Annotated in this window: 9 protein-coding genes; 1 reads left to right on the forward strand and 8 read right to left on the reverse strand. The window is 58.8% G+C overall.

The annotated features are described in order from the left end of the window. A partial coding sequence (locus ACLGL1_RS07870) for an S-layer homology domain-containing protein (protein WP_411008150.1) occupies positions 1-2,154 on the forward strand: 2,154 nt, incomplete at its 5' end. 232 nt (positions 2,155-2,386) lie between these two features. Here ACLGL1_RS07870 and ACLGL1_RS07875 read toward each other — a convergent pair. From ACLGL1_RS07875 to ACLGL1_RS07910, 8 genes are all read right to left on the reverse strand, one after another. Then, positions 2,387-5,815: an S-layer homology domain-containing protein gene (locus ACLGL1_RS07875; protein WP_411008151.1), complete on the reverse strand. Its 3,429-nt coding sequence runs from the start codon at positions 5,813-5,815 to the stop codon at positions 2,387-2,389. Between the two features lie 174 nt (positions 5,816-5,989). After that, a complete protein-coding gene (locus ACLGL1_RS07880; RefSeq protein ID WP_411008152.1) occupies positions 5,990-6,160 on the reverse strand; it encodes a hypothetical protein in 171 nt (56 codons plus the stop codon). Positions 6,161-6,261: 101 nt separating this feature from the next. Then, positions 6,262-7,179, reverse strand: a complete 918-nt coding sequence (locus ACLGL1_RS07885; protein WP_411008153.1) for a hypothetical protein — start codon at positions 7,177-7,179, stop codon at positions 6,262-6,264. After that, a complete protein-coding gene (locus ACLGL1_RS07890; protein ID WP_411008154.1) occupies positions 7,179-7,934 on the reverse strand; it encodes a pseudouridine synthase in 756 nt (251 codons plus the stop codon). Before ACLGL1_RS07890 ends, ACLGL1_RS07885 begins: the two co-directional genes overlap by 1 nt. 73 nt (positions 7,935-8,007) lie before the next feature. Next, positions 8,008-9,342, reverse strand: coding sequence for a CCA tRNA nucleotidyltransferase (locus ACLGL1_RS07895; RefSeq protein ID WP_411008155.1), 1,335 nt, complete (start codon positions 9,340-9,342; stop codon positions 8,008-8,010). Then, positions 9,290-10,240: a pseudouridine synthase gene (locus tag ACLGL1_RS07900; RefSeq protein WP_411008156.1), complete on the reverse strand. Its 951-nt coding sequence runs from the start codon at positions 10,238-10,240 to the stop codon at positions 9,290-9,292. Before ACLGL1_RS07900 ends, ACLGL1_RS07895 begins: the two co-directional genes overlap by 53 nt. Further along, positions 10,237-13,371, reverse strand: coding sequence for an AAA family ATPase (locus tag ACLGL1_RS07905; protein ID WP_411008157.1), 3,135 nt, complete (start codon positions 13,369-13,371; stop codon positions 10,237-10,239). Before ACLGL1_RS07905 ends, ACLGL1_RS07900 begins: the two co-directional genes overlap by 4 nt. After that, entirely contained in the window at positions 13,368-14,519 is a 1,152-nt protein-coding gene (locus tag ACLGL1_RS07910; protein ID WP_411008158.1) for an exonuclease SbcCD subunit D, read from the reverse strand. Before ACLGL1_RS07910 ends, ACLGL1_RS07905 begins: the two co-directional genes overlap by 4 nt. Positions 14,520-14,531 lie beyond the last annotated feature (12 nt).

A 14,531-nucleotide genomic window follows, 5' to 3' on the forward strand; every position in this document is an offset into this window, starting at 1 on the left:
AGACCCATGACCCCTATCAAGAACTTGTCCGCCTCCTTTATTTGCTTACTTATTATCCTCTTCTCTTTCTGCAAGGTATCCTATGCCCAGGAAATAACCCACTTCAACGTCTCGACCGGTGCTGAATTTCAACAGGCCCTGGATGCCATTGCAGCCGGCTCTGCCAACGACTACACCATTGAGCTAAAAGAAGACATTAATTTAAAGGACCAGTACCGCTATGACCGCCACCGGATTAGTCGCGGGCAGGTGACCCTAATCGGTAACGGCCATACCCTGACCCAGGTCTACACCATCCGGATTGGTCCCGGTGCTGCCCTCCGGCTGGGGAAAGAAGACGGGAGCGACAGGCTGACCATTGATGGGGCCTACACGGGTATGACCCCCCAACCCCTCTTTCAGGCCCTGGGCGGTGCGCTCTTCATCCATGAGGGGGTCACCATTAGCAACCGCCGGGCCAACCATACCAGTAGTTTCGGTACCATCGTCCTCATTTCCAGTGGCGGGACCTGTACTATGACCGGCGGCGAGATTAAAGATAACCTGGTTGAGAACTCTGCCCTAGGAAGTGGCGGCGGCTTTAACGGCATGGTCACTCTCCTAGGGGCGGATACAAGCTTTACCATGACCGGCGGCAAAATCATCAATAATGCCGTCACCTCCCACTATGAGCCAAGGCCCGGCTGGTTGCCTTTTGAGGAAGTGGTCTATGGCACAGCGATTTCATCTGTTGGGGGAGCGGTCGATATCAAAAATGCCGAGATATCCGGCAATAAGGCCCAGGGCCAATACGGCATGGGGGCCGGCATTTGTATCTTTAACGGGTCCTTGACCGTCGATGCCTCAGTCATAGCCAATAACCACAGTGATTGGCAGGGTGGGGGCATTTATATTGCAGAACCTGCGGATATTCCCTTCTACCCCATTACTTTTGGTGGTGGGGCTAGGCCAACAACGATTCCCGCCACTCCCTCAAGGGTCACTATTACCGACTCCCTCATCGCCTTTAATACCACCGGCCAAGCCGGAGCCGATATCCTTATCGACCAGGGAAACGAGGCCCCGACCCTGCCGAGCATCCAAGAGATGAAGGCCTTTGCCGCTAGCAAGGCCCTTCCCTACGATACAGCCAAGCTGGTGGATTGGCACCAGGATGCCCCTTCCAAGCGGTATAGCGATGCCGACCCAACAGCGGTCCTAGAGGTCAGTGAGCCCATCAGCCTGCCCCAGTACCTGATCGCTGCAGGCCTGCCAAAAAGCCATACCATTTCCTTTGATGCTAATGGCGGAGGAGGCAGCATGGCCCCGGTCGAAACAAGTGAGGCGACCTACGTCCTCCCGACCGCCAGCTTTACCCCACCGGCCGGGATGCACTTTGCCCATTGGTCAGTCCTAGGGGCGGTCAAGCAGCCCGGCGATGAAATCCCCCTGACCGATGACCTGGTCATTCAAGCGGTGTGGGAGAAGGATGCGACAGCTTCAGGGGCCGGTTCAGCCGGCAGCGGCGGGGCTGAAATCAGCTTCGAACGGCAGAAGGCCTATTTCTTCGGTTACCCGGACGGTAGCATCCGGCCCGATGGGCAGATGACCCGGGCCGAGGCCATTGCCCTCCTGGTGCGCCTAGAAAAGCTGCCTACCGGGGCAAAAGACCGGACCCCCTTTGCCGATACAGCAGCAAATGCCTGGTATAATACCGCCATTAATGCGGCCTTTAAGGCCGGCTACTTAGCAGACCAGCCCCGGGCAGCCATCCGGCCCGACGATCCGATTAGCCGGGGTGAGCTGGCCCAGTTGATTGCCCATGTTCCCGGCAAGACCGTCCTGGAAGGACCGGCCCCCTTTACGGATATCAAGGACAGTCCCTACTGGGAGGCCATCGAAGCCGGCTACACAAAAGGCCGGATAAAGGGCTATCCAGACCAGACCTTCCGCCCCAACCAGTCCATCAGCCGGGCCGAGGTAGTGACCATTTTTAACCAAATTTATAGTATTGAACCGGATAAGGACTATATCGCCAAGCACCCGGGGCAAGTGGCCAGCTTCAAAGACCTGTCCAGGGGCCACTGGGCCTATGCCGACCTTATCGCTGCCAGTACCAACCATTTTATTTTAATTAAAAATGGGGCCCGCTCCTGGCTGAATACCTTTAAATAAGGGTAAAAGGACTGGGCCGGAAGGGGCACAATCATTCAAGACCGCCTCTTCCTGTCAATAAAGGTCCCAGGCCATATATCCAGCAAACCTTCCCTGACTTCCCTGACCTCCATGCCCTACAGGCGAATAAAAGCCATAGCAAAGCCCCAGCTCATTTTGAGCTGGGGCTTTGCTATTTGGGTCTCTCTAGGATAAGACTTGACCCTTGACTGCTTTAATACTAGCCCATGCCTTACTTCTTATTTTCCAGGCAGTCCTGCCAGGTCTTTAAAAGCTTGGTCCAAACAAGGGTCCCATCTTCTGCACGGTAATATTCGTAAGAATTGGAGGCGCCAATGATTTCGTAGTAGGCCCAGTGGCCGGCATCCAGGTCTTTAAAGGCGACGATGTCTCCACGGAGGTCTTTTAGACCGGCCGGGCTAACTTGTCTATCGAAGAGGCTGTTGAGGATGGTGACGGCTTCGGCCCGGCTAATGGGATTGTCCGGTTTAAAGCTACCGTCCGGGTAGCCGGTGATCCGCTTGTTGGCGTAGGCTTGCTCAATGGCGCTAAGGCCCCAGTGCCCTTGAATGTCGCTAAAGGGGACGCTGGCCTGGTTGGCCTGGTCAAGGCCCTTAATCAGTTGGGTGAATTCTGCCCTGGTGATTTGCCCGTTGGCTTTAAAGCTACCGTCCGGGTAGCCGCTCATAAGCCCGGCTTTGACGACGGCGTTAATGGCTGAATTGTACCAGCTGCTGTCTACATCTGCAAAGGCCGGCTTGGACTTGTCGGACATGTCCAGGCCTTTGAGCCGGGCGACCATGGTGGCTGCTTCAGCCCGGGTGATCTTCCCTTGGGGACGGACGGTCTTGTCTTCGTAGCCGTAGAAGTAGATGTCATGGCTATGGGTTTCTTTTTGACTGACCTTATTGTCGTCCGGTTTGGAAGAGCTACCGGGGGTGGTGATGGTGGCGCCACCACCTGAGCTGCCCGGTGACGGCTTTTTCTTTTCAACGGTGATCTCTACGGGTTTTCCGTCTTTAGGGGTAATGGTGATTGCTGTGCCTTCGTCTTTCTTAGGTTGGATTTCAATGGTAAAGTCACCATTTCCGTCGGAAGTACCTGTACCGATTTCATTGTCATTTTCGTCTGTGACGGTGACTTCTGTATTCGGACTGGTCTTGCCGGTGACGGTGGTGCTGTCTTTACCGGGGTCGTTTTCGGCTTTGCCATCGGTGACGGTCGGCTTGGTCGGGGCCGGCTTGCCTTTTTCAACGGTTACCGTCGTGGGGTCGCCGTCTTTAGGGGTGACGGTGATTTTGCTGCCTTCGTCTTTCTTAGGCTGGATTTCAATGGTAAAGTCGCCATTTCCGTCGGAAGTACCTTCACCAATCTTACTACCTTGGTCGTCTGTGACGGTGACTTCTGTATTCGGGCTGGTCTTGCCGGTGACGGTGGTGCTGTCTTTACCGGGGTCGTTTTCGGCTTTGCCATCGGTGACGGTCGGCTTGGTCGGGGCCGGGCTGTCTACTTCAGCTGTTGCCGTAAAATCCTTGTTTGCTGCCGTTACCCTACGGTCGCCGGGTGACCAGGTTGGGTTCTTGTAGCCTGATTTAGCGGTGGCCTGCGGGAAGTCTCCATCTTCTAGGGTCAGGCCGCTTTGAACGGTCATGGTTTTACCTGCCGGTGCTAGGCTTTCAATACCATCGCCTGCAATAAAGCGAACTTGAATGCTGCCTTCAGGCTTCGGCTTATCTGCGTTGCCGCTATTATTTTCCGTTTTTGTCTTCCAAACATAGAGTTGTTGTTGGTCTACAGTGAGGCTTGAATCATCGGAGAAGGTAATTTTTATTTGACCTGGTGTCGGATCTAAGACTTCAGCTGTGGTGGCTCTGCCGGAAAGGTCCTCAAATTGCTTGGCCCCGTCAAGGTAGCCCTGGAGTTCAGCTGTTTTTCTAGGATCCAAGCCTGCTTTCACTTGACAGCCTTGCTTCCAGAACTTTTCGGCCTGGACATCTGTGCCAACGAAGACGCCAAAATCCTTGGCGATGATCTCGCCTGTTTGGACCTTGTCGGCGATGAGGGCCTTTTCTGCCTTAGCGGTGTAGACCGTATCTGCGCTGATTGCCTGGCCTGTAATATCCATGATGCCATCTGAGCCAGCAGCTCCATACCACTTTGGCGCCTTGTAGTTGTCCGCCGCCGTTAAGCTGGGCACTTGGATTGGGGCTGCTTCACCGGCAGCTGTCGCAGCGGCATTGGCTTCCTGGATGCTCGTACCTGCAAAGATGGCATAGGTGCCGTACTTGCCATCTTCTGCCGGGTCTGCCTTAATGCCCTCGCCCTTTTGCAGGCTTAGCTTGTAGACGCCTTCAGGCAGGCTGGCCGTGGGGTCGGTGAGTCTTTCTCCATTTTTAATAAACTGTGCCGTATAGACGGCCCCGTCACTTATAGCAAGATCATCAGCCGGAAGGGCCTCTTTCCAGCCGTTAAACTTAACATTGCCTGCCGGTTTGGGGGTCGGTTTAGGAAGGTCCTTCCCCTTGTCGCCCTTTGGCACCAGGACAGAGATAAGCTTACCTTCTGTACCGGCCAGGGCCAGGTCGGCCTTGTCCTTAAAGGATTCATCTACCTTAAAGGCGATGATATTGTAATCATCTAAGAGAATGTCCTGGTTGGCTGAATCTTTTGTAGGAATATTCGCATCTGACCGGCTCGTGGGGTTATTGCTATCTGCCGGGATATAGGGGATGGTCTCTAGCCAGTGAATATTGAGGGTGACCTCTAACTTGTGGCTTTTTCCCTCTTGGACAGTATAGTCATAACTGACCCTGGTTGCGCCCTCATCTACGGTAAGGGTCGTCCCGCTAACACTGCCGCCCTGCCAATTAGCCGTTCGAGCCAGATCAAAGCCCTCCGGCAGGGCCTCCAGGTCAAAGGTCCGGGTCGCCCTATTGACCTTTATTGGGTAGTTTTGATTAGACCCATTAAATAAGTCTAGACTTATGTTATCCGGGAGATTTAATGAGGTGAGCTGGTTGTCATAACACAATAACTGCCACAGATTGGGGTTGTGGGACAGGTCCAGGTCCCTTAGCTGATTCCCACTACAGTTTAAATACCACAAGTCCGGATTCTGGGTCAGGTTGAGTTCCTCGAGTGGGCCGACTACAATTTCCAAATGCTCAAGCTTTGGATTTTTTGAGAAATCCAGACTTTTGAGGTCATGCTGCCGGTAACTGAGGTGGAGCAGGTTAGGGTTCTTGGACAGGTCCAGGCTGGTCAGCCGGTTCTCCTGAAGGGTTAGGTGTTCTAGTTTTTCGAAGAGTCCAAGGTTGACATTTTTGGTGGGCACCTGGTTGTTCACTTCAGCTGCAATCTCAATTTGTTTTAAATTTTTAAATACTTCCCAGCCCTTCAGGTCCTTGACACCGGTGCCGGGCATGACACCATCTATGATTAGCGTATCTACCGCATCACATTCTGCCTGGGTCAGGATGCCATCGTCATCGGTATCAAAGGCTCGTACATACTGTTCCCTAAAGACCGGGTCCGGGAAATTGCTTTCGTTGATTGCCACATCACCCGGGGCTGCAAGGGCCTGGATGGGGTATAGGCTTAGCAGCAGTGAAAAAATAATGAAAAAACATAGGGACCGGTTCTTCTTCCTCTTTCCCTTCATAGCTGATGCTCCTCTCTTTTTTCCTTGTAAAAGGCTTACTTGGGCAAAGGTTATCACAGCCATTATATATATATATATATACGCAAGATGTTTTTTCGCTTTTACTTATTCTGGGCTATTGGATTTTTTTATTGAATGAATTGGCCTAGCTGGAGCTGACCGGTCATGGTTGTTTTACCGGTCGGCCCGCAAGGCCAGCGCCATTCCCAGCCCGGAAGTTCCCATCCCTGACCCGGCCAGCTGGGCCCCCTTCTGCAGACCGGCTATGTCTGCCCGACCTGCCTCCATACCGGCCAGGGCCGGGGCAGCCAGGGCTATACCGCCGCCCTCTACCGGCTCATCCACCAGCTAAGGGGCCGGGCAGACCTGGAAGAGGGTAAAGGCAAACAGAAAAAGCCTCGCAGGCAGTGACCGCCTGCGAGGCTTGCTTATCTTCTATTGACTGATTAATGGACCGGGTGGAGGGGGACAACCTTTTCCTTATCTTCTTTTGGGGCCGGCTCCCCGATGTAGATCCCGGAGAAGAAGCCGATGAGGGTGATGTAATTGCCTTCGGAGACTTCTTCCACTTGGATAAACCGTTCCGGTACGACGGCCCTAAAGACCCCCAAGTCGGTTTTCAGGGCCAGGAGGTAATTGTAGAGGCCGTTACCCAAGTGAACTTGCTCAACGCTTTCAACGGTGCCGTTTAAGTTCATGAGCCCGATGGGGTTGATGGCTAGGTCTTCAGCGGCATAGCGCATGAGGGCGACGGCCTGGTCGTCCATATTTTCGGTATCCTTTTCCTGCATCATCCGGTTGACGGCAATGCCCAAGGGAAACATATCCGGGGCCTCCTTGGCCTGGTCAGGGTTCAGGCCGGCCTGGCTGACCCAGTCTGCCCGGTTGGCGAAAAACTGCATGTCCAGGACGCTGACATTTAAGTTCAGGTCAATGACCTGGTCAGCGGCCGGGATCATATTTTTATTAATTAAATCCACTAAAATGGTGACCGGGTCTTCCCGGTCTGCAACCGGCAGGAGGACCGGGGTCAGGTTGTTAAAACGGGCGTCCTGGCTGGCCACCATGTCTTTTTTGATCTCTTCTGTGATGGTGACTTGGACATTGCCTGCTTGACCAGTGTCGGCGTGGAGGTCTAAGCGCCAGGGCACGTCCTTTTGCTCGGCAGTCACCTCTTGGCCGTCATCTTCCAGGTAGTGGAAGAAGTGGAGCCGGCGGGCGGGGTCATGCAGGTGGGCATAGGTGCCCTTGGCTGTATCAATAAAGTTGCCCCCTTGCAGGACATGCCATTGCATCATATCTTCAATTTCATTCCGGTTAAAACAAGTGAGGGATAGGGTTGCTACATCTGTTAAAAAAGCCATTATTTTCTCCTTTTCGACCTTGCAGTAAGCGACATGTTGACAGCTGCATAAAGCTGCTGGACTTCTTGGGCCGTTAACGGACGCACTTCACCTTCGGCGATTTTAGACAGGCCGAGCCCGGCGACTGCTGTCCGGCGCAGGGCCAGGACCGGGAAGCCAACGGCCCGGCACATCCGGCGGACCTGCCGCTTCCGCCCTTCATGGATGGTGAGGGCTACCTTGCTCTTACGCTGGCTCCGGTGGAGGACCTGGACCTCGGCAGGGGCCGTTCGGCCGTCTTCCAGGTCGATCCCCTTGGCCAGTTGGCGCAGGGCCCTGTCTGAAATAAAGCCCTTGACCGTCACTTCATACCGCTTGTTGACGCGGTAGGAAGGGTGGGTCAGGCGGTAGGTGAGTTCACCGTCATTGGTGAGGATCAGGAGGCCGGAGGTATCCCGGTCCAGCCGGCCAACGGGGACCACCTGCTGCCGCAGCTCAGGGAGGGCATCGAAGATGGTCGGGCGGCCTTGGGGGTCATGGGCGGTGGTGATGAGCCCTTCCGGCTTATCGTAGAGGTAGTAGGCATAGCTGGTCGGCGCCTCAAGGACCCGGCCATCAACAGCGACCCGGTCCTTGTCCGGGTCAATCTGCAGGCCCTGCTCTCTCACCACTTGGCCATTTACGGTAACCCGCCCTTGGGCAATAATGGCTTCCGAATGTCGCCTAGAGGCAACACCACAAGCGGCCATCCATTTTTGTAAGCGAGTCTTTTCCATAGGCATCCTCCTGGTCATCAATAAGACCTATTCTAACAGATACGGGCCTTTTTGGATAGGTGAAATATCTTTTTTATAGATAAGATAAGTGACCCAGGAGGGCCTCCCGGGTATTTTGACTGGGGTCCTCGACGACCAGGGTCAGGAGCCGGTCCAGGGTCTCGCCAATGGCCCTGCCCCGGATGCCCAGGTCCAGCAGGTCCTGGCCGCCCAGGGCCAGGTCTTGGATCCGGTAGGGCTCGCCGCTGGCCAGGATATCATCCACCAGGTCGGTAATTTCCCGGAAGAGGGCATCGACCCGGCTCCGGTCCCCTTTCACATCGTGAGCCTGGATATCTGCCACCTTGACGGCGATGAGCCGCTTGAGGCTCTCTCCGCCAAGGTCTCGGAGCCGGCGGCGGAGGAGCCGGCGGTTGGGCAAGAGGACGTCATTGTGGTGGGCAATGAGCTTGACCACTTCCCGCCGGGTGGCATTGTCGTACTTGAGCCGGCGGAGGCTCTGGTTGGCCAGGTCAGCCCCCAGGACCTCATGGGCCGGAAAGGCATCCTCTCCCCCCTCGCCCAAGGTCCAGGTAAAGGGTTTGCCGATGTCATGGAGAAACATGGTCAGCCGGAGGGTTAAGTCCGGTTGGATGAGGCCGGTGGCCAAGACGGTGTGCTCATAAACATCCAGGAAGTGGCGGCTGGTCTTTTGGTCAAAGCCGACGGCCGGGCATAGGTAGGGGACCACTTCGCCCAGGAGGCCGAAGTCCCGTAGGTCCAGGAGGCCCTTGGCCACATAGGGAGCGGTGAGGATCTTATTCAGCTCCACCTGGACCCTTTCCTTGGAGATATACTTTAAGAGATGGGCCGAGGCCTTGGCTGCAGCGGCGGTGGCCGGTTCATAGTCAAAGGACAGAACGGTCGCAAAACGGACCAGCCGCATGAGCCGAAGGCCGTCTTCTTCAAAGCGGACCAGGGGGTCACCGACGGCCCGCATGAGTCGGCGGTCCAGGTCAGCCCGGCCGCCATAGAGGTCAATGAGCCCCTCTTGGGGGTGCCAGGCCATGGCATTGACGGTAAAATCCCGCCGGGCCAGGTCCTCGGCCAGGTCCCGGGTGTAGGCCACCGCTTCGGGCCGCCGGTGGTCCTTATATTCGCCATCGATTCGGTAGCTGGTCACTTCAAAGGGGGTACCCCGGATGAGGACGGTCAGGGTTCCATGCTTAATCCCGGTAGGAATGACCCGGTAGCCCCGAAAGACGGTCAGCATTTCTTCCGGCTGGGCCGAGGTGCAAATATCCCAGTCTCCCGGGGTCTTGCCTAAGAGGGCATCCCGTACACACCCCCCTACAATATAGGCTTCATAGCCGGCATCATTCAGTTTTTTCAGGATGTCTGCACAGGCTTTCGGTAAGGTAATGGGCATAGGGATCCTCCTTTCTATATGTGGCAGGCCAGGCCGGTGACCAGGTTGCCGGTAGGGGCTGAAAACAGGTCAGCGGCCGACCATCAGCAGGGTGAGTGAAACTGAGGTAGGGCACATGGAGGGTCGGCCGGTCGTGGCCCAGGGCCGGACCCCCGTAGGCCGTATCCCCCAAGAGGGGGTGGCCGGCCTGGGCAAAGTGGGCCCGGATCTGGTGGCGACGGCCGGTGGCCAGGTAGACCAGGGCCCCACTGGCCAGGCCATCGGCTGAAGTGAATACCCGCCGGTAGTAGGTACAGGCCTCCCGGCCAGCTTTGGCAACAGGCCAAATCCGACCCAGGCCCCCCACCCCCTTGGCCAGGGGCAGGTTATAGCTGCCTGCAGCGGGCAGGCAGCCAAAGGCCTCCAAGGCATAAATCTTTTCCGGCGGCTTCTGGGCCAGCCGGGCCGCAGCCCAGGCAGACTTAGCCAAAAGAACCAGGCCGGTGGTGTCCCGGTCCAGCCGGTAGAGGGGGAAAAAGCCCGGGGCCCCGCCTGCTGCTTGCAGGTGGGCCAGGACAGGGCCGGACAGGGCCCCAAGGTCTCCCTTAAAGCGGGGATACATGGGGGTATCGGCGGGCTTATCCACCACCAGGACCAGGTCATCTTCATAGATGACAGCTAGGGGCCGGTCCTCGATGGGCATGGTCACCGGCCGGGCCGGGCCCTGGGCCACCGACACCCGGTCCCCCAGGACCAACTGGTAGCGGACGGTGACCCGGCTGCCATTGACCATAATCCCCCGGGGGTCGGTTTTCAACCGGCGGATGAGCCGCTTGGAACAGCCCAGGGGCCGCCGCATATAGTCCCCCAGCCGGCGGCCGGCATCTTCCGGCCCGATAGTAGCCTCGAGCCGGTTCACTTGGGCACCTCAAAACGGGCCCGGCTCCCGGCTTCATCGGCAGTGACCACCAGCTTGGCCGGGATCCGGTCTCGGAGTTCTGCCACGTGGGAGATAACCCCGACCAGCCGGCCCCCGCTTTGGAGTTCAAAGAGGGCATCAATGGTCTTGTCCAGGGCGTCTTCATCCAGGGTACCAAAGCCTTCATCAATGAAGATGGCTTCCATGGCATGGCCGCCGCTTTCTTCGCTAACCACATCGGCCAGGCCCAGGGCCAGGGCCAGGGAGGCCTTAAACCGCTCCCCGCCGGATAGGGTGCCGACGGCCCGGGCCCGGCCGGTATAGGTATCAGCTACATCCAGGTCCAGGCCGGCGTTTTTCCGCTTGTCGGCCACAGCCTTATGGCGGATGAGGCTGTACCGGCCCTCGGTCATCTTAGCCAGCCGGCCATTGGCCCGGTCCAGGACCTGGTCAAAGTATTGGGTCAGGACAAAGGTTTCCAGGTCCATCCGGGCCTCATTATCACCGGAGACAATCCGCTGGAGCCGGTTGACCTGGCCGTATTTTTCCAAGAGGCTACCCCCGGTCTGGCGGAGGTCGGCCATGGCCGTCTGGACCCGGGTCAACTGGTCGAGTCGGTTGCGGAGGGTGGCCCGGAGGTCGATATGGTCCACCAGGCTGGCCTGGAGGGCTGCCTCAGCAGCTTCCAAGGCCTGGCCTTGGCCCTTACCCGGGTGCTGGCGGTAGAGGGCCGTCAGCCGGGTCAATTCAGCCTTTAGGTAGGCCCGCCGGGCCCGGTTATCATTGAGGCTGGCCCGCCATTGATCGAGCATGGGCAAGTCTGCCTTGGCTTGCTGGTAGCCGGCAACCTGGTCAAAGACCGCCTCCCGGGCCTGGATCCACCGGTCCCGGGCGGCCAGGTAGGCGGCCTGGGCCTCGGTTAAGGTCTGGAGCCGCTCCCGCTGGCTGGTTTGGGCGGCCAACAGCCGGTTGGCCCCGGCCTGACGCCGGGCCTCCATCTGGTCGCAAGCCGCATCGTAGGCTTGTAGTTTCGCTTCATCGGCCTTGAGCTGGTCTTCCTTGCCGGCCCCCTCTTCTATGGCAAAGGGGAGCTGGTCGGCTATTTCCTGGATACCGGCCTGGCCGGCAGCCAGGTCCAGGGCCTTGGCCTGCCGGTCGGCAGCGGCCTGGGTCAGGTCCTCTTCTGCCAGGGCCAATTGGTCAGCCAAGGCCCTGGTTTCCTCTTCCACTGCCGCCAACCGCTCGCATTTGACGGCTAAGACCTGGGCCTGGCTGGTCTTTTCCTGAAGATCTGCCTTCAGGGCCTTACCGGCCTCTTCAACCTCTGCCATAAGCTGGCGGGTACTGGCGGCATCCGGCGCCTCAGCCTGACAAAAGGCCGGAGCCAGGTCGGAATAGTCTTCCCGGAGCCGCCGGGCCCGGTCTGTCTGGCTGGACCGGCTGGCGGCCAGGTCACCGGCCCGGGTCCGGGCCGCTTGCGCCCGGTCCTGCCAGGCCTTTTCCAACCGGGCCAGCTGGTCATCATCAAGGCCCTGGCCCCTGAAGACCGCCGGGGCCGGGTGGTGGTTGGCCCCGCAAACAGGGCAGGGCTGGCCTTCTGCCAGGTCCCGGGCCAGATAGGCGGCACTCTGGGCCTGACGACGCTGGTAGGCGGCTTGCCAGGCGGCATAGGCCGCCTTTTCTGCTACCAGGGCCTGGTTGGCCAGGTCCTCTTCTTCCTTGACCTGGTCTAGGCCCCGGTCATAGGCAGCCAGGACTTTCCAGGCCTGGCCCAGGAGGGTCTTTTTATTTTCCAATTGGTCACAGGCCGCCCGGAGGCTGACCTGCTGGGTCTCAACCTGGGCCAGGGCCTTACCCTCTTCCTGGAGGGCCTTGGTCCGGTCGGTCAGGGTCCGGACCCTTGCCTGGCAGGCCTTCTCCCGGCCTTCAGCGACGGTTAGGGCCGCCTGCCGGTCCTTGAGTCCCTTGGTCGCTACCTGCCAACGGGCAAAGAGCTGGACCCCCTGGCGCAAAAGGGGGAGGGCCTCCCGGCAGGCGGCCATCTCCTCCTTCTGATTGGCGAGGCGGGCCGCTTCGGCCTGGAGGCCGGTCTGGGCTTTTTCCGCCCGGGCCAGGTCTGTCTTGGCCTGGTCGGCGGCCTTTTCTGCTGCCTGACAGCGGTCTGCCAGGTCCTGGACGGCCTTCTCTTCCTGAACCAGGGGCTGGGCGGCTTCTGCCAATCGGATCCGGTCAGCCAGGGCTTGGTCTTCCGCTACCCCTTGGGTCAGGGGGCGGAGAAGGGCCGCCGTCTCCCGGACCTGCTTTTCCAGCTGGCCAGCGGCATCAACGGCCTGGCGGGTCCGGCCCAGGTCCTGCTTGCACCGGTCCAACCGGTCCAGGGCCAGGTCCAGGCTGGCCAGCCGGTCATGATCCTGCCGGATGTACCGATCCAGGGCGGCTTCGTCAGGCCCCTCAGACAGAGGCCAACCAAAGGCCGCCGGCACTTGGAGCCACTTTTCCTCTAGTTTCATTTCTATCGTGCGGGCCTCCTGGCCCAGTTGCCGGGCCGATTCGGCCAGGAGGTCCCGCATCCGCCGGTAAATATCCGTGCCAAAAAGGTGGCGCAGGAGCGGGGTCTTTTCCTTGGTTTCGGCCAGGAGGAACTGCTGGAATTCCCCCTGGGGCAACATGACAATCTTGCGAAACTGGTCCGCATTAAGGCCAATCCGGTCAATGACGGCCCGGTTGACCTCGTCCACCTTGGTCAGGGGGGCAAAGTCGGGATCGTCAAGGGCTTCGAAGAGGACCACCTGGCCCTGGTCGCGAAAGCCATCCCCCCGCCGCTTGAGGACCTGTTGGGCTGGCTGGCGGTAAATCCGGTACTGGCGCTGGTTTAGGAGGAAGGTAAAGCGGACATAGGTCAGCTGGGCCGGGTCCTTATTAAAGTCACTGACCAGCCTTTCCCCCTTGCTGTCCCCCTCGCCGGTTTCCCCGTAAAGGGCATAGGACATGGCGTCAAAAATCGTGGACTTTCCGGCCCCGGTGGGCCCGGTCACCAGGAAGAGCTTTTCCTGGCCCAGGGCGGAGAAATCCAAAAGGCTTTGGCCGGCGTAAGGGCCAAAGGCCGATATTTCTAACTTGAGCGGTCTCATAGCCCCTCCTCTCTCGCCTGCTGCCAGGTGTCGGCAAAGATGGCCCGGGTGGCCTCATCAGTCGGCTCGCCGGTCATCTCTTCATAAAAAATAGTGGCGTAGTCGACCGGGTTCAGCCCCTTGGCCCGGCTGTAACTGATGGCGGTCGGCCCGCCGGTCTGGGGCCGGATTTCTCGCTCCAGGGTCATGACATTGGGGTAGACCTTCCGTAGCCGGGCCATGGCATCCAGGACATCCCCCCGGTCGGTTAGGACAATGCGGAGGTAGTCATCGCCGGCCACCCCTTGGGGCAGGCCGGCCAGGATATCCGCCAGCTGGCCCCGGACTGTATGCATGGCATGCTGGGGCTGTATCGGCAGGAGCCGGGTGCCGGCATAACCGCTTTCGTCCAGGTCTATGACGCTGATGCTCTTGGCATGGTTTTCCTCTGAAAAGGAGTAGGGCAGGAGGGACCCGGCATAGCGGATATGGGGGGCCCCGGCGGTCTGGGGCCGGTGGAGGTGGCCCAGGGCCACATAGTCAAAGGCCCCTAGGGCATCGGAGGTCCAGTACTCGGTGCCACCAACGGTCAAGTCGCGTTCAGAATCGCTCTCGGCCAGTTCGCCGCCGGCATAGGCAACCATCCCATGGGCAATGAGGACCTGGCGGGCAGCCGGGTCCATGGGTAGGCGGGCCAGGAGGTCCGCCATGGCGTCCGGGTAGGCCAAGCCGGCATAGGCCTCATCCAGGTGGACCAGGAGGGGGCCATCGGCATAGGGCAGGAGGTGAAAATCGACCGGCCCGTAGGCATCGGTCAGGCGGACCACCGGCACCGGCAGGGTCAGCTGGCCGGCCAGGTAGAGGCCGGCATGGGCCAGGATGCCGCTGGCAAAGTTCAGCCGGTCACCGCTGTCGTGGTTGCCACCAATGGCCAGGGTGGGCACCCCTTCTTCTAGGACCACCCGGGCCAGAAAACGGTCAAATAGGTGGACGGCCTCCGGGTTGGGGTTGCGCCGGTCATAGAGGTCACCGGCTAAAAGTAAGGCATCCGGCTTCTCCAGACGGACCTGGTCCAGGACCTGGTCCAAGACCACCGCCTGGTCTTCCAGCAGGTCAAAGCCGTTGACTTTTTTCCCGATGTGTAAATCAGCTAGATGGAATAATTTCATCCGGTCTTCCTT

The sequence above is a fragment of the Peptococcus simiae genome, from assembly GCF_046569735.1.
Lineage (GTDB): Bacteria > Bacillota > Peptococcia > Peptococcales > Peptococcaceae > Peptococcus > Peptococcus simiae_A.